The 26,432-nt window shown below is 73.5% G+C and carries 16 protein-coding genes; 14 read left to right on the top strand and 2 right to left on the bottom strand.

Features of this window, described 5'->3' with window-relative positions; genetic code table 11:
* The first annotated feature begins 55 nt into the window (after positions 1-55).
* The 10 genes from gatB (at position 56) to ABTY15_RS32130 (ending at position 18,303) form a co-directional block, all read left to right on the top strand.
* Positions 56-1,567, top strand: coding sequence for an Asp-tRNA(Asn)/Glu-tRNA(Gln) amidotransferase subunit GatB (gene gatB / locus ABTY15_RS32175; protein ID WP_350603180.1), 1,512 nt, complete (start codon positions 56-58; stop codon positions 1,565-1,567).
* 265 nt (positions 1,568-1,832) lie between these two features.
* The gene (locus ABTY15_RS32170) at positions 1,833-1,991 is read left to right on the top strand and encodes a hypothetical protein (protein ID WP_350603179.1); all 159 of its coding nucleotides are present in this window, start codon (positions 1,833-1,835) and stop codon (positions 1,989-1,991) included.
* A 134-nt stretch (positions 1,992-2,125) separates the two neighbouring features.
* Positions 2,126-5,173: a helix-turn-helix transcriptional regulator gene (locus ABTY15_RS32165; RefSeq protein WP_350603176.1), complete on the top strand. Its 3,048-nt coding sequence runs from the start codon at positions 2,126-2,128 to the stop codon at positions 5,171-5,173.
* A gap of 495 nt (positions 5,174-5,668) precedes the next feature.
* The gene (locus tag ABTY15_RS32160; RefSeq protein WP_350603261.1) at positions 5,669-8,599 is read left to right on the top strand and encodes a putative bifunctional diguanylate cyclase/phosphodiesterase; all 2,931 of its coding nucleotides are present in this window, start codon (positions 5,669-5,671) and stop codon (positions 8,597-8,599) included.
* Between the two features lie 311 nt (positions 8,600-8,910).
* Positions 8,911-10,764 (top strand): acetolactate synthase large subunit, encoded by a 1,854-nt coding sequence (locus ABTY15_RS32155; protein ID WP_350603173.1) that lies wholly within the window; start codon positions 8,911-8,913, stop codon positions 10,762-10,764.
* A 40-nt stretch (positions 10,765-10,804) separates the two neighbouring features.
* On the top strand, positions 10,805-11,329 hold the full coding sequence (gene ilvN, locus ABTY15_RS32150) for an acetolactate synthase small subunit (RefSeq protein WP_218202005.1): 525 nt from the start codon (positions 10,805-10,807) through the stop codon (positions 11,327-11,329).
* Between the two features lie 103 nt (positions 11,330-11,432).
* Positions 11,433-12,431, top strand: coding sequence for a ketol-acid reductoisomerase (gene ilvC / locus ABTY15_RS32145; RefSeq protein WP_350603170.1), 999 nt, complete (start codon positions 11,433-11,435; stop codon positions 12,429-12,431).
* A 231-nt stretch (positions 12,432-12,662) separates the two neighbouring features.
* Positions 12,663-14,243 carry a phosphoglycerate dehydrogenase gene (serA, locus tag ABTY15_RS32140; protein ID WP_350603166.1) on the top strand — a complete coding sequence of 527 codons (1,581 nt, stop codon included), beginning with the start codon at positions 12,663-12,665 and terminating at the stop codon, positions 14,241-14,243.
* A gap of 285 nt (positions 14,244-14,528) precedes the next feature.
* The gene (locus tag ABTY15_RS32135; RefSeq protein WP_350603161.1) at positions 14,529-14,690 is read left to right on the top strand and encodes a hypothetical protein; all 162 of its coding nucleotides are present in this window, start codon (positions 14,529-14,531) and stop codon (positions 14,688-14,690) included.
* Between the two features lie 253 nt (positions 14,691-14,943).
* Positions 14,944-18,303 (top strand): S8 family serine peptidase, encoded by a 3,360-nt coding sequence (locus ABTY15_RS32130; protein ID WP_350603159.1) that lies wholly within the window; start codon positions 14,944-14,946, stop codon positions 18,301-18,303.
* Between the two features lie 67 nt (positions 18,304-18,370).
* On the opposite strand, the gene ABTY15_RS32125 is transcribed toward ABTY15_RS32130, so the two are convergent.
* Positions 18,371-20,863 (bottom strand): YfhO family protein, encoded by a 2,493-nt coding sequence (locus ABTY15_RS32125; RefSeq protein WP_350603157.1) that lies wholly within the window; start codon positions 20,861-20,863, stop codon positions 18,371-18,373.
* A gap of 159 nt (positions 20,864-21,022) precedes the next feature.
* Between ABTY15_RS32125 and ABTY15_RS32120 the strand changes: the two genes are divergently transcribed.
* The 4 genes from ABTY15_RS32120 to cimA all read left to right on the top strand — a co-directional run bounded on the left by ABTY15_RS32120 (position 21,023) and on the right by cimA (position 26,032).
* Positions 21,023-21,586 carry a Uma2 family endonuclease gene (locus tag ABTY15_RS32120; protein ID WP_350603155.1) on the top strand — a complete coding sequence of 188 codons (564 nt, stop codon included), beginning with the start codon at positions 21,023-21,025 and terminating at the stop codon, positions 21,584-21,586.
* Between the two features lie 59 nt (positions 21,587-21,645).
* The gene (locus tag ABTY15_RS32115) at positions 21,646-22,683 is read left to right on the top strand and encodes a 3-isopropylmalate dehydrogenase (protein WP_350603151.1); all 1,038 of its coding nucleotides are present in this window, start codon (positions 21,646-21,648) and stop codon (positions 22,681-22,683) included.
* Positions 22,684-22,932: 249 nt separating this feature from the next.
* Complete coding sequence (locus ABTY15_RS32110; protein WP_350603150.1) at positions 22,933-24,045, top strand: branched-chain amino acid aminotransferase; 1,113 nt, start codon at positions 22,933-22,935, stop codon at positions 24,043-24,045.
* 382 nt (positions 24,046-24,427) lie between these two features.
* Entirely contained in the window at positions 24,428-26,032 is a 1,605-nt protein-coding gene (gene cimA, locus ABTY15_RS32105; protein WP_350603143.1) for a citramalate synthase, read from the top strand.
* 68 nt (positions 26,033-26,100) lie between these two features.
* Here cimA and ABTY15_RS32100 read toward each other — a convergent pair.
* Positions 26,101-26,432 (bottom strand): GTP-binding protein (locus ABTY15_RS32100; RefSeq protein ID WP_350603142.1); only part of this gene is annotated, 332 nt, incomplete at its 5' end.

Here is a 26,432-nt window from a genome sequence, read left to right as displayed (position 1 = left end):
CGCTTCGCGTGCGGCCGGGCCCGTACCTCCCAAGTCTTATGAGTGAAGGGACGCTGTGAGCGTCATGAACCTGGTCTCCTACGAGGACGCTCTCGCGTCGTACGACCCGGTGATGGGCCTTGAGGTCCACGTCGAGCTGGGCACCAAGACCAAGATGTTCTGCGGTTGCTCGACCGAGCTGGGTGCCGAGCCGAACAGCCAGACCTGCCCCACCTGCCTGGGCCTGCCGGGCTCGCTGCCGGTGGTCAACGCGACCGGCGTGGAGTCGGCCGTCAAGATCGGCCTGGCGCTGAACTGCGAGATCGCCGAGTGGTGCCGGTTCGCGCGGAAGAACTACTTCTACCCGGACATGCCCAAGAACTTCCAGACCTCGCAGTACGACGAGCCGATCGCCTTCAACGGCTACCTCGACGTGCAGCTGGAGGACGGCTCGACCTTCCGGGTGGAGATCGAGCGCGCCCACATGGAGGAGGACACCGGCAAGTCCAGCCACGTCGGTGGCGCCACGGGCCGCATCCACGGCGCCACCCACTCGCTGCTCGACTACAACCGGGCCGGCATCCCGCTGATCGAGATCGTCACCAAGCCGATCGTCGGCGCCGGTGAGCGCGCTCCCGAGGTCGCCAAGGCGTACGTCGCCGAGCTGCGCGAGGTCATCCGCTCGCTGGGTGTCTCCGAGGCCCGGATGGACAAGGGCCAGATGCGCTGCGACGTCAACCTGTCGCTGCGCCCGAACGGCACCGAGACCTTCGGCACCCGTTCGGAGACCAAGAACGTCAACTCGCTGCGCAGCGTGGAGCGGGCCGCCCGGTTCGAGATCCAGCGGCACGCGACCGTGCTGACCGACGGCGGCACCATCGTCCAGGAGACCCGCCACTTCCACGAGGACAACGGCAGCACCACCTCGGGCCGGATCAAGGACAACGCCGAGGACTACCGCTACTTCCCGGAGCCGGACCTGGTGCCGATCGCCCCCGCCCGCGCGTGGGTCGAGGAGCTGCGTGCCGCGCTGCCCGAGCTGCCGCGGGTGCGCCGGGCCCGCCTCCAGGCCGAGTGGGGCCTGTCCGACAAGGACATGCAGTCCGTCCTCAACGCCGGTGCGGTGGAGCCGATCCAGGAGACCATCGCCGCCGGTGCCCCGGCCGACCAGGCCCGCAAGTGGTGGATGGGCGAGCTGGCCCGCCGGGCCAACGAGACCGGCACCGAGCTGAGCGAGCAGCCGATCACCCCGGTGCAGGTCGCCCGGGTCGCCGCGCTGGTCGCCGAGGGCAAGCTGAACGACAAGCTGGCCCGTCAGGTCATCGAGGCCGTGCTGGCCGGCGAGGGCGAGCCGGACGAGGTCGTCGAGAAGCGCGGCCTGGCCGTCGTCTCGGACGACTCCGCGCTCGGTGCCGCCGTCGACCAGGCCATCGCCGAGAACGAGGCGGTCGCCGCCAAGATCCGCGACGGCAAGGTTGCGGCCGTCGGCGCGCTGGTCGGCGCGGTCATGAAGGCCACCCGCGGCCAGGCCGACGCGGCCCGCGTGAAGGACCTGATCCTGGAGCGCCTCGGCGTGACAGGACAGTAGGCGCAGCTTGGAGAAGCTGGGCGTCTCTGCCTGAGCTTCCTAAGGCGTCTAAGGCGTCTAAGGCCCTCTAAGTAAGGCCTAAGGCCCGGTCTCACCTCTGTATCGAGGTAAGACCGGGCCTTTGTCCTTTCCAAACCCCCGATCTAAGGCATCCGGGCCCCGGAAGATCGGGCAGGCTTCCGATGCCCGGCACCCCTCTGGGAGAGGAAGCTCTTACCTGTCAGCGAAACGCAGTGAAGTCCCAGAATCCCAAAGGGGAACCGAAGTGATCGAGTACGAGCTCATCCAGCAGCACGCCCACGAGCTTGAGGCCCGCGCCGAGCACGAGCGCCTGGTGCGCGAGGCGAAGAAGGCGAGCCGCCTGCGCCGCCGCCCCGTCGCCGCCCGCTTCCAGCGGCGCCCCGCGCGTCAGCGCGAATGCTGATGGACCGGCACCACCAGGGTGCCGAGGAGATTCCGGAGGGGGAGGCGCCACAGGGGAGCGCCTCCCCCTCCGGGCGTTCGCCGGGGGAGAATTCCCCTCGGCCAGGCCGGTCCGGCTATGGCATGCTCGCCTCCATGCAGCAGATATCGGTGAGTCCCGTCTTCGTCGGCCGTGGCAGCGAGATCACCGAACTGATCGGCGCGCTGCGCCGGGCGGGCTCCGGCAGCCCGCAGGCCGTCCTGATCGGCGGCGAGGCCGGCGTCGGCAAGACCCGGCTGCTGGAGGAGTTCCTCCAACGGGCCTGCGACGGGGGAGCGGTCACCACGCTCGGCAGCTGTCTGGAGGTCGGCGCCGAGGGTCTGCCGTTCGCGCCGCTCGCGGCCGCGCTGCGCCGGCTGCACCGTCAGCTGGGCACCGAGCTGGAGGCCGCGGCGGCCGGCAGCGAGGGCCATCTCGCCCGGCTGCTGCCCGAGTTCGGCGAGGCCGACGGCGAACCCAACGACGAGTACGGCCGGGCCCGGCTGTTCGAACACACCGCGCGACTGTTCGAACGGCTCGGCGCGGACCGTACCCTCGTGCTGGCCGTCGAGGACCTGCACTGGTCCGACCGCTCCACCCGCGAACTGCTCGCCTACCTGGTCCGCACCCTGCACCGCTCCCGGGTGCTGCTGGTCGCCACCTACCGCACCGACGACCTGCACCGCCGGCACCCGCTGCGCCCCTTCCTCGCCGAACTCGAACGGCTGCGCACCGTCCAGCGGTTGGAGCTGGAGCGGTTCCGCCGCCGGGAGGTCGCCGCGCAGCTGGCCGGCATCCTCGGCACCGCCGCGCCCGACCGGGAGCTGGTGGACCGGATCCACCGCCGCTCCGAGGGCAACCCGTTCTTCGTCGAGGAGCTGGCCACCGCCTTCCAGGACGGCTGCGGGGCCGGGCTCACCGACTCGCTGCGCGACATCCTGCTGGTCCGGGTCGAGAGCCTGGACGAGGAGTCCCAGCGGGTGGTGCGGATCGCCGCCGAGGGCGGCTCGTACGTCGAACACGCCCTGCTCTCCGCCGTCCTGGACGACGATGAGGAGCAGCTGATCGAGGCGCTGCGGGCGGCCGTCGGAGCCAACATCCTGCGCCCGGACAGCGACGGCGAGGGCTACCGCTTCCGGCACGCGCTGGTCCGCGAGGCGGTCTCGGACGACCTGCTGCCCGGCGAACGGCACCGGATCAACCGCAAGTTCGCGCTCGCCGTGGAAGCGCAGCCGCACCTGGTCTCCAGTGACGCCCTGCCGGCCCGGCTCGCCAACTACTGGTACCACGCGCACGATCCGGCCCGCGCCCTGCCGACCGCCCTGGACGCCGCCCGGGCGGCCCGCCGCCGCAACGCCTTCGCCGAGCAGCTCGGCATGCTGGAACGCGCCCTGGAGCTGTGGGACATGGTCTCCGAGGACGTGCTGGCGCACACCCTGCGCCCGTACGACTGGGCCGAGACCTACCCGCCGGGCTCCTGCGACCTCAGCGCCCAGGACGAGGACTGCGACCGGATCCAGCTGGTCGACGTGCTGGCCGAGGCGGTGGTCGCGGCCCGGCGCAGCGGCGACCGCGAGCGCGGTCTGAGCCTGGCCAAGCGGGGCGTGCGGCTGGTCGACGAGCAGGAGCACCCGATGCGTGCGGCCTGGTTCCGGATGAACCGGGCGCGGATGCTCGGCAGCCTCAACCGGACCGGCAGCAACGACGAGGCGGCGCACGCCCGCCGGCTGGTGGAGAACCGTCCGCCGTCCGCCGTCCAGGCCGAGGTGCTGGCACTGAGCGCCGGCATCGCGATGCTCAACGACCCGACCGAGGAGGACGTGGAGCTGGCCGAGCGGGCCGTCGCGATCGCCCGGCAGGTCGGCGCGCACTGGATCGAGCAGCACGCCCTGATGACCCTCGGCACCCTGCGCAACGACCTGGAGAACGACCCCGATCGGGCCGTCGCCGAGATGACCGCGGCGGTCGAGGCCGCCCGCGGGCTGGGCGTCCCGGACGTGCTGCTGCGCGGCGTCAACAACCTGGCCAGCCTGCTGCAGTCGCTCGGCCGGGCCGAGGAGGCGGCGGCGCTCGCCCGGGAGGGGCTGGAGGCCGCGCGCGGCAACGGGCTGCAGCGCAACGTCGGGACCATCCTGTCCGGCAACCTCGCCGAGGCGCTGCTGGACCTCGGGCGTCCCGACGAGGCGGCCGGACTGCTCGCGGACTCCGAGCGGCACGACCCGCCGGGCAGCCACGCCGAGTTCCTGGACCGGCTGCGCAGCGAGGTCGCGCTGCTGCGCGGGGACCTCGCCAGTGCGGCGGGCATGCTCGCCCAGGCCCGGGCCTCCAAGCGGGTCAGCCAGTTCCAGCACACCGTCCCGATCGCCCGGCTGGCACTGGTGATCGCGGCCCGCAGCGGGCGTCCGCTGGAGGCCAGGGCCGAGCTGCTCACGGTGATCGAGGGCCGCCTCCCGGTCGGGCACGAGGGCGTGCTGTACCCGCTGCTGGCGCTCGGCGCGGGGGTGGAGGCGGACGTGCGGGGCCTGCCGGAGGCCGCCGCGGGCCGGGCCGGGGTGCTGGCCGCGATCGCCGCGACGGCGGCCCGGCTCACCCCCAAGGCGCCCGTGCACCACGGCTGGGCGCGGCTGCTGGAGGGTGAGCTCGCCCGCGCCGAGGGCTCCGACACCCCGGAGCAGTGGGCCGCCGCGGTCGCCGCGCTGCGGCCGACCGGGCTGCCGTACCCGCTGGCGCTCGCCCTGCTGCGGGCCGGCGAGGCCGAGGTGCAGGCCGGGCGGCGCGAGGCCGGCGCCGAACTGCTGCGCGAGGCCGCGGAGCTGGCCGCGACCCGGGGGGACCGGGCGCTGTCGGCGGAGATCGCCGGGCTGGCCGAGCGGGCCGGGCTGTCGCTGGCCCCGGCCGAGCGGTCGGCGGCCGCCCCGGCGCCGGCCCCGGCGGTCGGGGACTCCTTCGGGCTCACCCCCCGTGAGCGGGACGTGCTCCGGTTGCTCACGAGGGGCTGGACCAACCGGCAGATCGCGGAGGAGTTGTACATCTCGCCGAAGACCGCGAGCGTGCACGTCTCCAACATCCTCGGCAAGCTCGGCGTCGGCGGCCGGGGCGAGGCGGCCGCGCTGGCCCACCGGCTACGGCTGTTTCCGGACGATCTGGCCCCCACCGCCCGCTGAGCCGGGTGTCCGTCACCGGCCCCTGGCCGCCGCCCCGGCGGCCGGTGGCGGACACCCGGGCGCCGCCGTGTGCTCCCGTGCGCGCCGCGTGAGCCCCCGCCCGCGCGCCGCCGCCAACCGGACCGATCCGCCGGAATCGGGTGCATTTCCCTACCCTCCCGCCATTACTCTAAGTTGAGTGTGCGTGTCATTGAGTGACGGAATTGGTGTAGGGTCCCGATCGGGAACATCGGTGCGGTGCGGCGACCGGAAGGCCGCCCACCCCCTGGGCCACCGTCCTGACGGGGCGCCAGGCCACCGCGTACGGCCGAGAAGAGGCGCGCGGCCGGTGGCCCGTGGCCGGGGCGCCAGCCCCCGGGCCGGAGGGGGAGAGGTCGAGTGAGCTCCACCGATACGGTGCTGCCCGGAGCCGGGCGGCCGGGAGTGCCGCCCACCGACACGTCCGCCGCCGAGGCGTCCGACGCCGGCGCGCCCCCGCCCGACCCGCGCGGCCCGCTGCGCCGGCTCCGGGAGAGCCGCGCCCTGCCCGGGCTCGTCCTCGGCGGCCTCTGCCTGGCCTACGCCCTGGGCGCCGCCGCCGGCTGGGGATCCCGCCAACTCTCCATCTTCATGGGTGACTTCGGCCTGGCCGCGGCAGCCCTCGCGGCCGCGCTGTCCTGCCTGGTGTACGGCTGCACGGTCGGCGGGCACGCCCGCCCGGCCTGGCTGCTGTTCGGCCTCTCCTCGCTCATGGTGGCCTTCGGCAACGGCACCTGGGGCTGGTACGAGCTGGTCGTCCGCACCCCGCTGCCGCGGGACTCGCTCGCCGAGTACGCCTTCCTGCTGTTCGCCCCGCTCGCCATCACCGGCGTCCTGGTGCTCGCCCAGCGCCCGCGCTCCGCCGCCGGCTGGCTCTGCCTGCTGCTCGACGGCTGGCTGATCGCCGGCTCGCTGTTCACCCTCAGCTGGAGCCTGGCGCTCGGCCGGATCGCGGCCGGCGAGGGCGGCTCCCCGCTGCGGCTGGCCCTCAACCTGGCCTACCCGGTGCTGGACATCCTGCTGGTCAGCCTGGTGGTCGGGCTGCGCTTCGGCGGCCGGGACGGCAACCGGGCGGCCGTGCACACCGCGATGATCGCGCTCGCCGTCACCGTGCTCTGCGACGCCCTGTTCACCTCCCCGGAGCTGCGCAGCAGCTACCACTCGGGCGAACTCCTGGACGCCGGCTGGTTCTCCGGCAGCCTGCTGCTGGCCTGGGCGCCCTGGTCGCCGCGCTGGCGCCGTCCGCTGCGCGAACACCCCTCGGCGGGCGGCCTGCCGCGCCGCCGGGTGGCCACCACCTTCAGCGCGCTCACCCCGTACGCGGCGGCCGCGGTCTGCACCGCCGGGATCCTCTACAACGCGCTCGGCGGGCGCCAGCTGGACCGGGTGGTGGCCGCGGCCGCCTGCACCGTCGGCCTGGCGCTGATCCTGCGGCAGGGCGTGATGCTGCTGGACAACCTGTCGCTGGCCCAGGAGCTCGCCCACAAGGAGGCGCACTTCCGCTCGCTGGTGCAGGGCTCCAGCGACGTCATCATGATCGCCGGCGCCAACGGGGTGCTCTCCTACGTCTCCCCGGCCGCGCTCGGCGTCTACGGGCGGGACCCGGAGGAGCTGGTCGGCGGCAACCTGCTGGACCTCGTCCACCCCGAGGACGTGGACCGGGTGCTCGCCGAGGTCCGCCGCTACCTGGCCCGGGTCCGGCTCACCGCCCACCGCTCCCCGGGCACCGCCGAGCCGTCCGCCCGGGTGGAGTGCCGGATCGGCTCCGGTGACGGCGAGTGGCTGCACGTCGAGTCGACGGTCAGCCGGCACCGCGACGGCCTGATCCTCAACAGCCGGGACGTCACCGAACGCGTGATGCTCCAGGCCCAGTTGCAGCACAACGCCTTCCACGACCCGCTCACCGACCTGCCCAACCGGGCGTTGTTCGCCCAGCGGCTGCGGGCCGCCCTCGGTGCGCGCGGCCAGCAGGGCGGGACCGGCGCCGGCATCGCGGTGCTCTTCCTCGACCTGGACGGCTTCAAGGCGGTCAACGACACCGCCGGGCACCAGGTCGGCGACGAACTGCTGGTCCAGGCCGCCCGCCGGCTCCAGGGCGCCGTGCGCTGCGGTGACACCGTCGCCCGGTTCGGCGGCGACGAGTTCGCCGCGCTGGTCTGCGGGCCGCTCGGCCGCCTCCAGGTCCAGGAGCTCGCCGAGCGGCTGCGCCTCGCGCTCTCCGAGCCGTACTGGATCGGCGGCACCGAACTCAGCGTCGCCGCCAGCATCGGCATCGCCTTCGGCACCCCGGAACGCGGCCCGGCCGCCGACCCCAGGGCGGCCACCGACGAGCTGATGCGCAACGCCGACCTGGCGATGTACCGGGCCAAGTCCGAGGGCAAGGGCCGGGTGGTGCTCTACACCCCCGCCATGCGGGCCGACCTGGAGCGCCGCACCGAACTGGAGGAACGGCTGCGGGTCGCCGTCCGGGAGGGCGGCTTCACCCTGCTCCACCAGCCCGTGGTGGACCTCGCCAGCGGGGTGGTCACCGGCGTCGAGGCGCAGGCCCGCTGGTGCTCGGCGCGCGGCCTGCTGCTCACCCCGGCCGAGTTCCTGCGCTCGGCCGAGCACGGCGACGCGGCCGCCCGGTTCTCCCGCTGGCTGGTCCAGGAGGCGGTGGCGGCCGCCGCCGACCGGCGCGGGCTGCCCGGCCGTAGCCGGACGGCGCCGCCCGTCCCGGTCGCGGTCCGGCTCTCCGCCGAGCGGCTCTGCTCGCCGGGCCTGTACGAGACGGTGGCGGCGGCCCTGCGCGACGCCCGGCTGCCGGCCGGCGAACTGGTCATCGAGGTGGCCCGGATGGGCGCCGACCCGATCGCGGAGGAACTGGGCCGCCGGCTGGCCGCGCTGCGCCGGCTCGGGGTCGCCACCGTGCTGGCCGGGTACGGCGCCGGCGGCGGCTCGCTGGGCGCCCTCGGCCGGCTGCCCCTGGACGGGCTCAAGCTCGACCGCACGCTGGTCCAGGACCTCGGGGAGTCCGCGCTCGCCCGCACCCTCGCCGGGCACGCCCTGCGGCTCGGCCGCGACCTCGGTCTGGCCACCGCCGCGGAGGGGGTGGACCTGCCCCGCCAGATCTCCGTGCTCCAGGAGCTGGGCTGCCGCCAGGGCCAGGGCTCGGCCTTCGCCCCGCCGCTGGACGAGACCCGGCTGCGCCGGGCGCTGACCCGCCGCGCGTACCCGCTGCCGAGGCCGCTCGGTTCGCTCTCGGCCCGCCGCGCGTACCTGGCCTCGGACACCCGGACGAGTGGCCGCGGGGAGGGCGCGGCAGGGCGGGTCGCACCGCACCACGGTGCCTCCGACCTGCCCGAACACCGCGCCGTGGCCGGTCCGGGAGCGGGTCCGCATGGCGAGACGGTGATCCCACCTGCTTGACACGCGACCCCGGACGGGAGGAAGGTCGTTGCCATGCGCACCCGAATTCTCGTACTTGGCGGGCGCGTCGGCTGAGTGGGCTCGCACGCCCCGCTCGTGACAGACCGACGCGCCACCCCTCGCATGCCCTTGGCACGAGGGGTTTTTTGTTGCACTGACGCTGTTCCACCCCGCAAGACCACTGGCCCCGAACCCCCTCGAAAAGGGACGATTGGGGCAGAGCCGGCGATCGGCCCGAAACCGGGACCCCACCCTCGCAGTACCGGGGCCCGCAAGCACCGGGCCGGCAAAACCCGAGAAGAGACAGGCAGATGACTGAGCACGCCGCATCCCCCCGCCGCGGGGACACCCCGGCCGCCCACGCTCCCGCTCCCCAGCACGTCGTCGAGACCATGACCGGCGCCCAGTCGCTCATCCGCTCGCTGGAGGCCGTAGGCGCGGACACCGTCTTCGGCATTCCGGGCGGGGCCATCCTTCCCGCGTACGACCCGCTGATGGACTCGACCAAGGTGCGCCACATCCTGGTCCGCCACGAGCAGGGCGCCGGCCACGCCGCCACCGGGTACGCCCAGGCCACCGGCCGGGTCGGGGTCTGCATGGCCACCTCCGGCCCCGGCGCCACCAACCTGGTCACCCCGATCGCCGACGCCTACATGGACTCCGTCCCGCTGGTCGCGATCACCGGCCAGGTCTCCTCCAAGGCGATCGGCACCGACGCCTTCCAGGAGGCGGACATCTGCGGCATCACGATGCCGATCACCAAGCACAACTACCTGGTCACCGACCCGGCCGAGATCCCCCGGGTGATCGCCGAGGCGTTCCACATCGCCGCCACCGGCCGCCCCGGCCCGGTCCTGGTCGACATCGCGAAGGACGCCCTCCAGGCGACCACCACCTTCCGCTGGCCGGTCGAGACCTCGCTGCCCGGCTACCGCCCGGTCACCAAGCCGCACGCCAAGCAGATCCGCGAGGCCGCGAAGATGCTGGTGAGCGCCAAGCGCCCGGTGCTGTACGTCGGCGGCGGCGTCATCAAGGCGCGGGCCACCGCCGAGCTGCGGATCCTCGCCGAGCTGACCGGCGCCCCGGTCGTCACCACCCTGATGGCGCTCGGCGCCTTCCCCGACAGCCACCCGCAGCACCTGGGCATGCCCGGCATGCACGGCTCCGTCCCGGCCGTCACCGCGCTGCAGAAGGCCGACCTGCTGTTCACCCTCGGCGCCCGCTTCGACGACCGCGTCACCGGCAAGCTGGACAGCTTCGCCCCGTACGCCAAGGTCGTCCACGCGGACATCGACCCGGCCGAGATCGGCAAGAACCGCCCGGCCGACGTGCCGATCGTCGGCGACGCCCGCGAGGTGCTGGCCGACCTGATCGTCGCCGTCCAGGCCGAGTTCGACGCCGGCCACAAGGGCGACTACGCCGAGTGGTGGGAGAAGCTCGACGAGTGGAAGAAGACCTACCCGCTGGGCTTCGAGCCGGCCCCGGCCGGCCAGCTGTCCCCGCAGCAGGTCATCGAGCGGATCGGCCGGCTGGTCGGCTCGGACGCGATCTACGCCGCCGGCGTCGGCCAGCACCAGATGTGGAGCTCGCAGTTCATCCGCTTCGAGCGGCCGGGCACCTGGCTCAACTCGGGCGGCGCGGGCACCATGGGCTACGCGGTCCCGGCCGCGATGGGCGCCAAGGCCGGCCTGCCCGAGGCCGCGGTCTGGGCGATCGACGGCGACGGCTGCTTCCAGATGACCAACCAGGAGCTGGTCACCTGCGCCCTGAACGACATTCCGATCAAGGTCGCGGTCATCAACAACGGCTCGCTGGGCATGGTCCGCCAGTGGCAGACGCTCTTCTACAACCAGCGCTACTCCAACACCGTGCTGCACGCCGGCCCCGAGCACGACGGCATCGAGCCGCCGGCCCAGGGCACCCGGATCCCCGACTTCGTGCTGCTGTCCGAGGCGATGGGCTGCGTCGGCCTGCGCTGTGAGCGCCCCGAGGACCTGGACGCGGTCATCAAGCAGGCGATGGAGATCAACGACCGCCCGGTCGTCATCGACTTCATCGTCCACCAGGACGCCATGGTCTGGCCGATGGTCGCGGCCGGCACCAGCAACGACGAGATCCAGTTCGCCAAGGGCGTCCGGCCCGACTTCGGCGACGACCTCGACTAAGCCCGCCCCGGCCCGATCCGATAGAGAGCACATGACCACCATGTCCAAGCACACCCTCTCGGTCCTGGTCGAGAACAAGCCCGGCGTGCTCGCCCGCATCGCCGCCCTGTTCTCCCGTCGGGGCTTCAACATCGACTCCCTCGCCGTCGGCCCGACCGAGCACCCGGACGTGTCCCGGATGACGATCGTGGTCAACGTCGAGGACCTCCCGCTGGAACAGGTCACCAAGCAGCTCAACAAGCTCGTGAACGTGATAAAGATCGTCGAACTCGACCAGGCCGCTGCGATCCAGCGGGAACTGGTCCTGGTGAAGGTCCGCGCCGACAACGAGACCCGGTCGCAGATCGTCGAGATCGTCCAGCTGTTCCGTGCCAAGACCGTCGACGTGTCGCCCGACGCGGTGACCATCGAGGCCACCGGCAGCTCGGACAAGCTGGAGGCCATGCTCCGGATGCTGGAGCCTTACGGCATCAAGGAGTTGGTCCAGTCCGGCCTGGTCGCCATCGGACGCGGCGCCCGTTCGATCACGGACCGCTCGCTGCGCGCCCTCGACCGCAGCGCCTGACGCGACCGTCTCAACCTCTGAAGCACTGCCCCACACCCCGCCGGGTCCGCAATACGGTAGGTACCGAGGTACCCGGCACCAACACGCAAGGAGATGTGCCCCCGTGGCCGAGCTGTTCTACGAAGACGACGCCGACCTGTCCATCATCCAGGGCCGCAAGGTCGCGGTCATCGGCTACGGCAGCCAGGGCCACGCCCACGCGCTGTCCCTGCGCGACTCCGGCGCCGACGTCCGGGTCGGCCTGAAGCCGGAGTCCAAGTCCCGTGCCAAGGCGGAGGAGGCCGGCCTGCGCGTCGTCACCCCGGCCGAGGCCGCGGCCGAGGCCGACGTCATCATGATCCTGGTGCCGGACCCGATCCAGGCCGACGTGTACGAGGCCGACATCGCCCCGCACCTGAAGTCCGGCGACGCCCTGTTCTTCGGCCACGGCCTGAACATCCGCTTCGGCTTCATCAAGCCCCCGGCGGACGTCGACGTCTGCATGGTCGCCCCGAAGGGCCCGGGCCACCTGGTCCGCCGCCAGTACGAGGAGGGCCGCGGCGTCCCCGCGATCGTCGCGGTCGAGCAGAACGCCACCGGCAAGGCCTTCGAGCTGGCGCTCTCCTACGCCAAGGGCCTGGGCGCCACCAAGGCCGGCGTCATCAAGACCACCTTCACCGAGGAGACCGAGACCGACCTGTTCGGTGAGCAGGCCGTCCTCTGCGGTGGCACCGCCGCCCTGGTGAAGGCCGGGTTCGAGACCCTGGTCGAGGCCGGCTACCAGCCGGAGATCGCCTACTTCGAGTGCCTGCACGAGCTGAAGCTCATCGTCGACCTGATGTACGAGGGCGGCCTGGAGAAGATGCGCTGGTCCGTCTCCGAGACCGCCGAGTGGGGCGACTACGTCACCGGCCCGCGCATCATCACCGACGCCACCAAGGCCGAGATGAAGAAGGTCCTCGCCGAGATCCAGGACGGCACCTTCGCCAACACCTGGATCGCCGAGTACAAGGCCGGTCTGCCCAAGTACAACGAGTACAAGAAGGCCGACGAGGACCACCTGCTGGAGACCACCGGCAAGAAGCTGCGCTCGCTGATGAGCTGGGTCAACGAGAAGGCCTGAGCCTTCCCGCCCCCGTACGTCCCCATTCCGTAGGGGCCTTGTACAAGTAGGCTGCTCCCGTCCGGGTGATTTCGCCGGACGGGAGCAGCCTCGTACTCCGCCCGTCGATACACTTCCGAGTGCGCGTCAGGCCCACAGCGTCGTGCGTCTACCTACGCGGCATGCCACCTTCCCCCGCCCTTACACGCCACCTTCGTGCCGGGGGAACCGGACAGTTAAGGACACACTGTCGTGAGCAAATCCGTCGTTCTGATTGCCGAAGAGCTCTCGCCCGCCACCGTCGACGCCCTCGGTCCCGACTTCGAGATCCGTCACTGCAACGGCGCCGACCGCACCGAGCTGCTCACCGCGATCGCCGACGTCGACGCGATCCTGATCCGCTCCGCCACCAAGGTCGACGCGGAGGCGCTGGCCGCCGCCCGCAAGCTCAAGGTGGTCGCCCGGGCCGGTGTCGGCCTGGACAACGTGGACGTCGCCGCCGCCACCAAGGCCGGCGTGATGGTCGTCAACGCGCCGACCTCCAACATCGTCACCGCCGCCGAGCTCGCCTGCGGCCTGCTGATCTCCGTCGCCCGCAACATCGCGCCGGCCAACACCGCGCTCAAGCAGGGCGAGTGGAAGCGCAACAAGTACACCGGCGTCGAGCTCAGCGAGAAGACCCTCGGTGTCGTCGGTCTCGGCCGCATCGGCGTCCTGGTCGCCCAGCGGATGTCCGCGTTCGGCATGAAGATCGTCGCGTACGACCCCTACATCCAGGCCGCCCGCGCCGCCCAGATGGGCGTCAAGCTGGTCACCCTGGAGGAGCTGCTGGAGGTCTCGGACTTCATCACCGTCCACCTCCCCAAGACCCCCGAGACGATCGGCCTGATCGGCGACGAGGCACTGCACAAGGTCAAGCCGAGCGTGCGCATCGTCAACGCCGCGCGCGGCGGCATCGTCGACGAGGAGGCGCTCGCCAGCGCCCTGCGCGACGGCCGGGTGGCCGGTGCCGGCCTCGACGTGTACGCCAAGGAGCCGTGCACCGACTCCCCGCTGTTCGCCTTCGACAACGTGGTCGCCACCCCGCACCTGGGCGCCTCCACCGACGAGGCGCAGGAGAAGGCCGGCATCGCCGTCGCCAAGTCGGTCCGCCTCGCGCTGGCCGGCGAGCTGGTACCGGACGCCGTCAACGTCCAGGGCGGCGTGATCGCCGAGGACGTGCGCCCGGGTCTGCCGCTGGCCGAGAAGCTGGGCCGGATCTTCACCGCGCTGGCCGGCGAGGTGGCCGTCCGCCTCGACGTCGAGGTCCGTGGCGAGATCACCCAGCACGACGTCAAGGTGCTCGAACTGTCCGCGCTGAAGGGCGTGTTCGAGGACGTGGTGGCGGAGACGGTGTCCTACGTCAACGCCCCGCTGTTCGCCCAGGAGCGCGGCGTCGAGGTCCGCCTGACCACCTCCAGCGAGAGCCCCGAGCACCGCAACGTGATCACCGTGCGCGGCACGCTCGCGAACGGCGAGGAGATCGCCATCTCCGGCACGCTGGCCGGCCCCAAGCAGACCCAGAAGATCGTCGGCGTGGACGCCTTCGACGTGGACGTGGCGCTCACCGACCACATGGCCTTCTTCAAGTACGAGGACCGCCCCGGTGTGGTCGGCGTCCTCGGCAAGCACCTCGGCGACGCCGGCATCAACATCGCCGGCATGCAGGTCGCCCGCGACGGCGGCGGCGCGCTGGCCTCGATCACCGTGGACAGCGAGATCCCGCAGGATGTCCTGACCGCGATCGCCGCCGAGATCGGCGCCCGCTTCGCCCGGTCGGTCGACCTGGGCTGAGCCTGACGGCCCCCGGGGCCCGGACCGCCGTTCACCGGCGGTCCGGGCCCCGTTGCGTTCCTCCGGGTGAGTCCCGTCTCAGATACTAGGAAATCCAAGTATTCGTGCAGACACGGCCGGGGTCGGGCCGTACCGTGGAGGAAGCCATACGGTGTGCCGCCCCTGTAGCCAGGGCGCGCGGCCCGTGTGTGCGTGCGCCCCCACGGGCAGGCGACCCCTGCCCCCGCGCGTACCCCCTCCACCATTTGTCGCGCCTCCGTGCGCGCCGCTTCCAAGGAGCCCGGTATGCCCCCGACTGCCGACCGCCACGCCACTCCCGCCCCCACCGCCGCCGCCGTCCGCGCCCCGCGCCGCCGTCGGGCCACTGAGCGGAACCCCTTCGCCGCCGCCGCCCTCCAGCGCTCGCTGGACCGCCGCGACAACGGTGGCGTGACCGGCCACCACTGAGGGGCTCGGGCGCTTCCCGAGGCGGTTGTGGCGAGGTGGCGCCGGGCCGGGCGTTCATCCGCCGATTAGGCCGCCCGGGCGGTCGCCGGATCACTCCGTAGAGTGCAACTGGCGTCCGTCCGAGGGAAGTTGCTCGCACTCACCGGCGCGATCATCCTAATTTGGGGCCCCCGGAAGGGTGATCGACGGCCGCGCGGGCGGGCGTCAGCGACACGGTGTGCGGATCAGTCCCCCTGCCGGGGGAGAGAACCCAGTGCGCCTGCCGTCCGTCGTCCGCCGAACCGCCGCCCCGATCGGCCTCACCCTCGCCCTGGTGGCCGGGACCGCGGCCTTCGCCGCCACCCCGGCGACCGGCAGTCCGCCGACCTCCGGACCGCCCGGGCCCGGCCGGACGGCGTCCGTCCTGCTCGAACTCACCACCGAGGCGGCCGGGCCCGCCTGGCGGCGCGCCGCCGACGGGGCCCGGCGGGCCCAGCGCTCCCCGGAGGACGTCCGCCGGGAGGCCGCCCGGGCCGGCGCCGGCCAGCGGGCCAGGGCCGGCGACGCCCTCGACCGGCTCGCCGAGGCCGTCCACCGGGTGGCGCCCGCCACCCGTGAGCTCTACCGCACCCGCACCCTGCTCACCGGCCTCGCCGTCGACGCGCCCGCCGACCGGCTGCCCGCCCTGCGCGCGCTGCCCGGCGTGCTGGCCGTGCACCCGATCGTCCGCAAGCAGCGGGACAACGCCTACTCCGTCCCCGTCACCGGAGCCCCGCAGGTCTGGGCCGGTACCTCCGGCTCCTCCGGCGACGTCGTCGACGGCAACACCGGGCAGGGCGTGCGGATCGGCATCATCGACAGCGGCATCGACTACACCCACGCCGACTTCGGCGGCCCCGGCACCGAGGCCGCCTTCCGCTCCGTCGAACGCGGCAAGCCCGCGCCGCCCGACCTGTTCCCCAACGCCAAGGTGATCGGCGGCAAGGACCTGGTCGGCGACGACTACAACCCCGACCCGTCCTCCCCGCACCACCAGCCCGTCCCGCACCCCAGCGACAACCCGCTCGACTGCGACCGCAACGGGCACGGTACCCACGTCGCCGGCACCGCGGCCGGCTACGGGGTCACCGCCGACGGCCACCCGTACACCGGCCCCTACCGGGCCGGGCTCGACCCGAAGGCCTTCAAGGTCGGCCCCGGTGCCGCCCCCGGCGCCCGGCTGTACGCGATCCGGGTCTTCGGCTGCGAGGGCTCCACCGACCGGCTCGCCCAGGCGCTCGACCTCGCCGCCGACCCCAACGGCGACGGCGACCTCGGCGACCGCCTCGACGTCGTCAACCTCTCGCTCGGCAGCCACTTCGGCGGCCCCGAGGACACCGACGCCCTCGCCGTCGACCGGCTCGCCGCGCTCGGCACCGTCGTGGTCGCCGCGGCCGGCAACGACGGAGACGTGTACGGCATCGGCGGCAGCCCCGGCACCGCCGCCCGGGCCGTCGCCGTCGCCGCCTCCGTCGACCCGCACAGCGACGCCGACGGCCTCACCGTGCTCGCCCCCGCCGCCCTGGCCGGGGTCGTCCCGGCACACTGGAGCGAGCGCTACCAGGGCTGGTCCACCACCGACGTCAGCGGCCAACTCGCCCTGCCCGCCGACCAGTCGGACGGCTGCACCGCCTTCAGCGAAGCCGACCGGCAGCGGCTCGCCGGAAAGATCGCGGTACTCGCCTGGCGCACCCGCGAGTCCGAACGCCCCTGCAACTCCGGGCCGCGCGCCGACCACGCCGCCGACGCCGGCGCCATCGGCGCGCTCTACACCGCCGACACCGACCACCTCGCCGAGATCGCCGGCAACGAGCGCATCCCGGCCGCCCTGCTCGCCCACACCGACGGCGAACGGCTCCGGCAGGCCGCGGCCGCCGGGCCCGTCCAGGTCCGGCTCGCCGCCGCGGGCAACAAGCTGCACGGCTCCGTCTCGCAGGACCAGCCGGGCCGGGTCGACACCCTCACCGACTTCACCTCGCGCGGCATCGGCGTCCCCGGCGTGGTCAAGCCCGACCTCGCCGCCCCCGGCGAGACCATCTGGTCCGCGCTGGTCGGCAGCGGCACCGGCGGCCAGCGCGAGGACGGCACCTCGATGGCCACCCCGCACGTCGCCGGGCTCGCCGCCCTGGTCCGCGCCGCCCACCCGGACTGGCCAGTCGAACAGCTCAAGGCCGCGCTGATGAACACCGCCGGCGACACCTGGCTCGGCGACGACCACAGCGGCCCGGTCTACGGTCCCGAACGCACCGGGGCCGGCCGCGCCCAGGTCGACCGGGCCGTCCACACCCCCGTGGTCGCCTACGCGGCCGGCGAGGGCGCACCCGAGGGCGCCGTCGGAGTCTCCTACGGCCCGGTCGAGGTCGGCGGGCCCACCGCGCTGGTCCGCGAGATCGAGCTGCGCAACCACGCCGACCGGCCGCTGACGTACCGCACCGGCTACGCGGCCGCCACCGAACTGCCCGGCGCCCGGTTCGAGGTGACGCCCGGCCAGGTCGACGTCCCGGCCGGCGGCACCGCCCGGGTGCGGGTGACGCTCGCCGTCCCCGGGGAGCTGGGCCGCGCGCCCGACCCCACCATCGACCCCGTGCAGAGCGGCCGGGCCCGCAGCTACCGCGCCGAACTCTCCGGCCGGGTCCTGCTCACCCCCGTCACCGACCCGGCCCTGCCGCAGCTGCGGGTGCCCGTCCTCGCCGCCCCGCGGCCCGCCCCCGACCTCACCGCGACCGCCGCCGCCCGGACCGGACGGGACGGCACCCTCCTCGCGCTCGGCGGCAGCTCCGCCCCCGGCGACCGGCCCGGACTCCTCAGCGCCTTCGCGCTCGGCGGCGAGGGCGCCCGCTGGGCCGACTGCCCGCCCGGCAGCGGCGTCGCCGCCGGGCCAGGCGCGGGCATCCGGCCCGAGAACGCCGCCGATCCGGCCGACTCCCCGCAGGACGTCTGCGTCGAACACCCCGGCGACCGGGCCGCCAACCTGCGGGCCGTCGGCGCGGCCGTCTCCGCCGACCAGCTGTACGTCGGCGCCCGGCTCTGGGCCCCCGCCGCCACCCCGGTCGGGCTCTACGGCGTGCGGGTCTCGCTCGACACCGACGGGGACGGCACCACCGACGTCCTGCTCAAGGCCGACCGGCTGCGCGGCAGCGACGTCCTGGTCTCCCGGGCGCTCGACGCCCGCACCGGCGCGGAACTCGACGTCCAGCCGCTCAACGCCCGCTGGGGGGACACCGACACCGCGCTGCTGGACAGCGACGCGCTGGTCCTCCCGGTGCGGCTGAGCGCCCTGCCGGGCATCCGGGAGGGGCACAGCACCGTCCACTACGGCGTCTGGACCAGCGCCGTCGCCCCCGGGCCGCCGGACCCGGCCGAGGCCTACTCCGCGATCGGGCTGCGCGGCACCCGCCCGGCACTGCCCGTGGACGTCCTGCACCCGGCCCTCGACGTCCGCGCCGGCCTCGGCGGGCCCACCGCGGTGGCCGCCCCCGTCCAGCCCGGCACCGTCCTCGACATCCACCGCAGGGCCGGCGACACCTCCCGCCTGCTCCTGCTCCACCACCTCAACCCGGCCGACCGCCGCACCCAGGTGGTCACCCTGCCCTGAGGCTCCGAGGGGAAAGGGGCGGTCCCGCCGACCTCGGCGGGACCGCCCCTTTCCAGGTCCGGGGGGATCAGCGGGGTGCCTGCTCGTCGGCCACGGCGGGCCGTGCCGGGGCCGGGGTGGCCGGCCGGTGCGGGCGGCGGCGGGAGAGGCGGGTGACGGCGGCGGCCAGGGCGAGGGCGGCGGCGGTGGCGGAGCCGACGATCAGACCCTCGGTGAGGCCCGGCGGGCGGAAGGAGCAGCTGACCCGGTCGCTGCCGGAGCCCAGCGGGACGCCGATCATGCCCAGGACCGGAGTCGGCGGCGCGGCGTGGCCGCGGCCGGCCGCGCAGGTCCAGCCCTCGGTGGCGGGGACGGAGAGCAGTGCGGTGCCGGTGGAGCCCGCCGGGAGGGTGGCGGTCAGGCTGTGCCCGCCGGTGGTCACCCGGGTGGCGCCGGTGGCGGTGGCGCGGGCGACGGCGGCCGCCAGCGCGCCCGGCCGCAGGCAGCCGATCGGGCGGGCCGGTACCTGGCTGACGGTGTCCGGGCGCAGCGTCACCCGGACCACCCCGTCCGCCGGGACGGGCCCCAGCAGGTGGATCGGGACGGCGGTGGTGGGCTGCTCGCCGTCGCTGCGGTAGGCGGTGCCGAGGCCGCTCACCGTCCCCCGGTACCAGACCCCGTGGAAGTAGGCCGTCCCGCCCGGGGTGCAGGCGGCGGTGAACACGGTGCCCTCGTCGCCGCCGGGCACCGACCAGCCGCTGGTGCCGTGCAGGGTGGGCACCGGACCGCCGGCCGGGACGGGCAGCGGGGCGTCGTACACCTGGCTGCCGAGCAGCGACTCCTGCCGGGACCAGACCGAGGAGGTGTCCGGCCGGCTGCCCGCCGGCAGGACGGTGACCAGCGGCGGCGCGGCGGCCCGGCCGGGGGTGAAGCCCGCCGGCGGCGGCCCGTCGGCCAGGTGGGCACGGACCGCGAACAGGGCCTGCCCGACCGGGTCGGTGACGCTGGCGGTCTGCCGCCCGCCGGCCGTCCAGCCGGCGCCGAGGTCGTGCAGCAGCAGGGCGGCGACGGTCGGCAGGTAGCCGCTGAAGTAGCCGCCGCCCTGGCCGCCGACCAGCAGCGGGTCGTTGACGGTGAAGGCGTGCGGGCCGGGGTCGCTGCGGCCGGCCGGCCAGTCGGCGCCCTGCCGGACCGCCGCGCGCCCGGCCCGGAGCGCGGCCGGCGAGGGCCCGCCGTCCGGGGCGGCGTCGAGCGCCGCGTGCCCCGACCAGACGGCGTTGCCGAGCACCGCGCCGCCCAGCACCCAGGTGGCGAGGGCGGCGGCCCGGCGGTCGGCGTGCCGGCGGTCCAGGGTCCACAGCGCGGTCAGCAGCACGGCGCCGCCGACGGTCAGCAGCACCCAGGTGGAGGTGCGGACCGAGTGCCGGCCCGCCGCCAGCCCGGCGATCACCGCGACCACGGCGGCGCCGCCCAGCAGGGTGAGCAGGTCCGGCCGGTGCGCCAGCGAGACCCAGGCGGCGAGCACCAGCAGGCCGCTGAGCACGAACGCCGCCCGGTACGGCCCGCCGGCCGGGATCGCCAGGCCGTGCCAGACCAGCACGGTCGGGGTCCAGACGAAGCTCAGCACCACCAGCACCAGCGTCCCGCACCAGACCGCCCGTTCCCGGACCCGCACCCGACGGTTGAACGGCAGCCCGCACACCAGCAGCAGCCCGAACAGGCCGATCGCGACGTCCGGCACCGGCCGCCCGCCGTGCGTGCTTGGCAGCAGCTGGGCGAGGTGCCCGCCGAGCCCGGACGGGCCGAGCGGCTGCACCGGGGACTCCGGCTGGGCGGTGCGGGCGGCGCGGACGGCGACGAACAGCACCGGCGAGGCGAGCAGCACCCCCGTGGTGGCCATGGTGACCGCCCGGCCGGTCACCCGGACCCGGTGGCGGAACGGCCTCGGGGTGGCGAACAGGCGGACGGTCAGGAGGAGCCCGGCCATCAGGGTGGCCAGCGCGGCGGTGTACAGGTTGCCCGCCCAGGCCAGCGCGACGCACAGGGTGCCGGCCAGCCAGCGGCGCTCGTGCAGGCACCAGTCGGCGGCGAGGCCGAGCAGGGGCAGCGAGACCAGGCCCCAGAGCAGCATCGGCGCGGCCCCGCCGACGTCCAGCACCCAGGCGCAGAGCCCGTACCCGACGGCGGCGAGCGCCCGCAGCCAGCGCGGGCCGGGGTGCACGCGGCCGAGCAGGTGGGTCATCAGGGCGGTGCCGAGGCCGATGCTGCCGAGGGCGACCAGCAGGACGGCGAGCCGCCCCTGGTCGCGGGGGAGCAGCACGGTCGGCCAGGAGAGCGGGTTCATCAGGTAGGCGAAGAAGTCGGCGAGGAAGGGGACGCCGTAGCCGCTGCTCCAGTTGAACAGCAGGTCCCCGGTGGCCCGCCCGTGCACCAGGTCCCACAGCCGGGCGTGGAACGGGACGGCGATCTCGCTCACCCCGGCCGGCCACGTCCCGTGCAGCGCGACCGCCAGCCCGTACCCGCCCATCGCCAGCGCCGCCGCACCCCCGCAGGCCAGCACCTCCCGCCGCCGCACGGCCATGCGCGCTCCACCCGTTCCCCGAGGACTGCCCGACCCCGCCACCATAAGCACGCCCCCGGCGCGAATTCCGGCGCACGCGCTCCGTCGAAGGGGTGGCGTCCGAGGAGGCTTTGCCGAGTAGCCCGAGAGGGCCGCCAGGATGCCCGTATGGGAGGAACCATGAGCATCGCGCCGTACCCCGACTGGATTCGGCCTCCTGCTGGTGGCTACACCGCAGAGGACCTTGACCGGCTGCCTGATCTCCCGCCGCACACCGAGCTGATCGACGGGAGCCTGATCTTCGTGAGTCCGCAGACGAAGTTCCACGTGAGGGCGAAGCGCTTGCTGGAGCGGGGACTGGAGAGGGCTGTTCCAGCGGGTTGGGAGGTGTGGCCGGAGATGACGGTCACGCTGGACCGTCGGAACCGGCCGGAGCCGGACATTCTTGTTGTCCACGAGGAGTCGGATACGGGTTACCTTCAGAGCACGTTCGCTGCTGAGCACGTGCTGCTTGCAGTCGAGGTCGTCGCGGAGGAATCCCGTGAGCGCGACAGGGAGATCAAGCCGCGCAAATACGCCGCCGCCGGTATTCGCCACTTCTGGCGCGTCGAGTGCGATGAGGGCCGCCCGGTCGTCTACACGTTCGAATTGGAGCCCGCATCCAGGAGGTACTTCCCGACCGGGATCTACCACGAGCAGCTGAAGGTCGAGCAGCCGTTCCCGATCGAGATCGACCTGACCTGACGCGTCCGAATAGTGGACGTGAGGTGTCAGGGTCTGGGACACCGGAGTAGGGTCCGAGCATGTCTCGCACCATTCGTCTCGCAGTGGTCCCGGGTGACGGCATCGGCCAGGAAGTGGTGGCCGAAGGTCTCAAGGTCCTGGGCGCCGTCCTCCCCGCCGACGTCAAGCTGGAGACCACCGAGTACGACCTCGGGGCCCGGCGCTACCACCGGACCGGTGAGACGCTGCCGGACAGCGTGCTGGCCGAGCTGAAGTCGCACGACGCGATCCTGCTGGGCGCGATCGGCGACCCGAGCGTGCCGTCGGGCGTGCTGGAGCGGGGTCTGCTGCTCAAGCTGCGGTTCGCCTTCGACCACCACATCAACCTGCGGCCGGGCCGGCTGTTCCCGGGGGTGAAGTCCCCGCTGGCCGGTGAGCCGGAGATCGACTTCGTGGTCGTCCGCGAGGGCACCGAGGGCCCGTACGTCGGCAACGGCGGGACGCTGCGCACCGGGACGCCGCAGGAGGTGGCGACCGAGGTCAGCCTGAACACCGCGTACGGCATCGAGCGCGTGGTGCGCGACGCCTACCGGCGGGCCCAGGCGCGGCCGCGCAAGAAGCTGACCCTGGTGCACAAGAACAACGTGCTGGTGCACGCCGGTCACCTGTGGACGCGGATCTTCGCGGAGGTCGGCCGGGAGTTCCCGGAGGTCACCACCGACTACCTGCACGTGGACGCGGCGACGATCTTCTTCGTCACCCAGCCGGAGCGCTTCGACGTCATCGTCACGGACAACCTGTTCGGCGACATCCTGACCGACCTGGCCGCCGCCGTGACCGGTGGCATCGGCCTGGCCGCGAGCGGCAACATCAACCCGGGCGGGGAGTTCCCGTCGATGTTCGAGCCGGTGCACGGTTCGGCGCCGGACATCGCGGGCCAGGGCAAGGCCGACCCGACGGCCACCGTGCTGTCGGTCGCGATGCTGCTGGAGCACCTGGGCTTCGCCGCCGAGGCCGCCAAGGTCGAGGCCGCCGTCGCCGCGGACCTGGCCGAGCGGACCGGCACCCGCAGCACCTCCCAGGTCGGCGACGCGCTCGCCGGCCGAGTATCCGGGTAGCGGGCCGGATCCGAACGAGCGGAGTTCCGGCTGACGAGGCCGGATCCGAACAAGGTTCCGGCCCGGCGGGCCGGACCGCATAACCGCAGCTTGCAGCTCTCCAAGGAGCTGGCAACTGTTCGGCACGGCCCTCTGGATGCGAGTATCGACAGTGGGCCGTGCCGTTGTGCGTCCGTTCAGGTGTTCTCCCGCCGGAACGTTCCACCGGCGGTGGCGGCCCCGACCTACCCCACGGTGAAGGAAACAGCCATGAGCACGCCCACCCAGGCGCCCATCACGTTCGACCTCAAGCCCTCCGCCCACCCGCTGTCGGCAGCGGAGCGTGAGGCCCGGCTGACCAACCCCGGGTTCGGTCGCGTCTTCACCGACCACATGGTCACCATCCGCTGGACCGAGGGCGTGGGGTGGCACGACGCGCAGCTGGCGCCGTACGCGCCGCTGGAGATCGACCCGGCGAACATGACGCTCCACTACGGCCAGGCGATCTTCGAGGGCCTCAAGGCCTACCGCCAGACCGACGGCTCCATCGCGACCTTCCGCCCCGAGGCGAACGCCGCCCGCTTCCAGGCCTCGGCCCGCCGGCTGGCGATGCCGGAGCTGCCGGTCGAGACCTTCGTCGAGGCGGTCGAGCTGCTGGTCCAGCAGGAGCAGGAGTGGGTGCCGAACGAGCCGGAGCAGAGCCTGTACCTGCGTCCGTTCATGTTCGCCACCGAGGTCGGCCTGGGCGTCCGCCCGGCCAACTCCTACCTCTTCATGATCATCGCCTCGCCGGCCGGCGCCTACTTCCCGGGCGGCGTCAAGCCGGTCTCGGTCTGGCTGTCCAAGGAGTACGTCCGGGCCGCGCCCGGCGGCACCGGCGCCGCCAAGTGCGCGGGCAACTACGCCGCCTCGCTGGTGGCCCAGGCCCAGGCCGCGGCCAAGGGCTGCGACCAGGTCGTCTGGCTCGACGCCGCCGAGCACCGGTGGGTCGAGGAGATGGGCGGCATGAACCTGTACTTCGTCTTCGGCGAGGGCAAGGACGCGAAGATCGTCACCCCGGAGCTGTCCGGCGCGCTGCTGCCCGGCATCACCCGTGACTCGCTGCTCCAGCTCGCCGCCGACCTCGGCTACGCGGTCGAGGAGCGGAAGATCTCCACCGACGAGTGGCAGCAGGCCAACGCCGACGGCACCCTGACCGAGGTCTTCGCCTGCGGCACCGCCGCCGTGATCACCCCGGTCGGCTCGGTGAAGTCGGCCGCCGCCGACTGGACCGTCGGCACCGGCGAGCCGGGCCCGATCACCATGGAGCTGCGCAAGGCCCTGCTGGCCATCCAGGGCGGCCAGGCCGCCGACACCCACGGCTGGCTGCACAAGATCGTCTGATCTGCGGACCGCCGGTCCCGGCCCCGGCCCGCGCCGTTTCGCATCGCGAGACGGGCGGGCCGGATCCCGGAGCCTGTGCCAGACTGCCAGCGTGTCCTCGCTTTCGCTGATTATTAGCAGCAGGCGCGCCGGTCCGCAGTGACCGCTCCCGCAGTACCCGATGCGGAGCGACCACCAGCGTCCAGACCCGCGCGCAGACCTCTCGCACCCGCGAGGGGTCTTTTTGTTTGGGCCACGGCCCCGACACAGCCCCCGGACCGGCCGGGAACCCCCACAAGGGGTCCAGGGACACCGGGGCCGCGCGCGGGATGCTGGACAGTGGAGCCGGGATGCAGATCCGGCAGAGCAGTACCAACCTCCCCGAAACGGAGAACCCAGGGTCATGACCGAGGTCAGCCGTACCGACGACAGCTTCCACGTGTTCGACACCACCCTGCGCGACGGCGCGCAGCGGGAGGGGATCAACCTGACGGTGGCCGACAAGCTGGCCATCGCCCGGCACCTGGACGAGTTCGGGGTGGGCTTCATCGAGGGCGGCTGGCCCGGGGCGAACCCGCGCGACACCGAGTTCTTCGCCCGGGCCGCCGCCGAACTCGACCTGGCGCACGCGCAGCTGGTCGCCTTCGGCGCCACCCGCCGGGCCGGCGGCCGGGCCGCGGACGACCCGCAGCTGGCCGCGCTGGTCTCCTCGGGGGCCCCGGTGATCACCCTCGTCGCCAAGTCGCACGACCGGCACGTCGAGCTGGCGCTGCGCACCACCCTGGACGAGAACCTGGAGATGGTCCGGGACAGCGTCGAGTTCCTCCGCTCCCAGGGGCGCCGGGTGTTCATCGACTGCGAGCACTTCTTCGACGGCTACCGGGCGAACCGCGAGTACGCCCTGGCGGTGGTCCGGACCGCCCACCAGGCGGGGGCGGACGTGGTGGTGCTCTGCGACACCAACGGCGGGATGCTGCCGGCCGGCGTCCGGGAGACTGTCGCCGACGTGCTGGCCGCGACCGGCGCCCGGCTGGGCATCCACGCCCAGGACGACACCGGCTGCGCGGTGGCCAACACCCTGGCCGCGGTGGACGCCGGCGCCACCCACGTGCAGTGCACCGCCAACGGCTACGGCGAGCGGGTCGGCAACGCCAACCTGTTCCCGGTGGTCGGCGCGCTGGAGCTCAAGTACGACCGGCGGGTGCTGCCGGAGGGCCGACTGGCCGAGATGACCCGGATCTCGCACGCGATCGCCGAGCTGGTCAACCTGGCCCCCTCCACCCACCAGCCCTACGTGGGCTACTCGGCCTTCGCGCACAAGGCCGGCCTGCACGCCTCCGCGATCAAGGTCGACCCGGACCTGTACCAGCACATCGACCCCGAGCGGGTCGGCAACACCATGCGGATGCTGGTCTCCGACATGGCCGGCCGCGCCTCCGTCGAGCTCAAGGGCAAGGAGCTCGGCTACGACCTCTCCACCGACCGGGACCTGGCCGGCCGGGTGGTCGCCCGGGTGAAGGAGCAGGAGAACCTCGGCTACACCTACGAGTCCGCCGACGCCTCCTTCGAGCTGCTGCTGCGCGACGAGGTGCGCGGGCGCCGGGACCGCTTCTACACGCTGGAGTCCTGGCGGACCATCAGCGAGCAGGGCCCGAACGGCTTCACGGGCAACGAGGCCACCGTCAAGGTGTGGGCCAAGGGCGTGCGCCGGATCGCCACCGGCGAGGGCAACGGCCCGGTGAACGCGCTGGACCAGGCGCTGCGCAGCGCGCTGGAGGGGACCTTCCCGCAGCTGGCCAAGCTGGAGCTGGTGGACTACAAGGTCCGCATCCTGGAGGGCCAGCACGGCACCGGCTCCAAGACCCGGGTGCTGATCGAGTCCACCGACGGCACGGCCAGCTGGTCCACGGTCGGGGTCGCCGACAACGTGGTCGCCGCCTCCTGGCTGGCACTGGAGGACGCGTACACCTACGGCCTGATCCGGGCCGGTCTGGAGCCCACCGAGTAGGCCGTACCGGCCGGGCAACGCGAACGAGGCCTATGGACCCGAAGGTCCATAGGCCTCACGCGTATCGGTCATCGCAGTCGGGCGAGGAGGGCGTGCTCGACGAGGGTGATCAGCGCGCTCTTGGCGCTGTCACGCCGGCGGGCGTCCAGGGTGATGACGGGGGTGTCGGCGCCGAGCTGGAGCGCTTCGCGGACCTCGTCGGGGGTGTGCGGCTGGTGCCCGTCGAAGCCGTTGAGGGCGACGACGAACGGCAGGCCGCTGTTCTCGAAGTAGTCGAGCGCGGGGAAGCAGTCGGCGAGGCGGCGGGTGTCGACGAGGACGATGGCGCCGATGGCGCCGCGGACGAGGTCGTCCCACATGAACCAGAAGCGGTCCTGTCCGGGGGTGCCGAACAGGTAGA

Source organism: Kitasatospora sp. NPDC097643 (assembly GCF_040302625.1).
Taxonomy (GTDB): domain Bacteria; phylum Actinomycetota; class Actinomycetes; order Streptomycetales; family Streptomycetaceae; genus Kitasatospora.
Note: the sequence above shows the minus strand (reverse complement) of the source record. Positions and strands in the feature narration are given on the sequence as shown.

Coding starts and splice junctions, on each gene's coding strand:
- ABTY15_RS32165 (WP_350603176.1), top strand. CDS start 2,126: ATGCAGCAGATATCGGTGAGTCCCGTCTTCGTCGGCCGTGGCAGCGAG.
- ABTY15_RS32155 (WP_350603173.1), top strand. CDS start 8,911: ATGACTGAGCACGCCGCATCCCCCCGCCGCGGGGACACCCCGGCCGCC.
- ilvN (WP_218202005.1), top strand. CDS start 10,805: ATGTCCAAGCACACCCTCTCGGTCCTGGTCGAGAACAAGCCCGGCGTG.
- ABTY15_RS32135 (WP_350603161.1), top strand. CDS start 14,529: ATGCCCCCGACTGCCGACCGCCACGCCACTCCCGCCCCCACCGCCGCC.
- ABTY15_RS32125 (WP_350603157.1), bottom strand. CDS start 20,863: ATGGCCGTGCGGCGGCGGGAGGTGCTGGCCTGCGGGGGTGCGGCGGCG.
- ABTY15_RS32120 (WP_350603155.1), top strand. CDS start 21,023: ATGAGCATCGCGCCGTACCCCGACTGGATTCGGCCTCCTGCTGGTGGC.
- ABTY15_RS32115 (WP_350603151.1), top strand. CDS start 21,646: ATGTCTCGCACCATTCGTCTCGCAGTGGTCCCGGGTGACGGCATCGGC.
- ABTY15_RS32110 (WP_350603150.1), top strand. CDS start 22,933: ATGAGCACGCCCACCCAGGCGCCCATCACGTTCGACCTCAAGCCCTCC.
- cimA (WP_350603143.1), top strand. CDS start 24,428: ATGACCGAGGTCAGCCGTACCGACGACAGCTTCCACGTGTTCGACACC.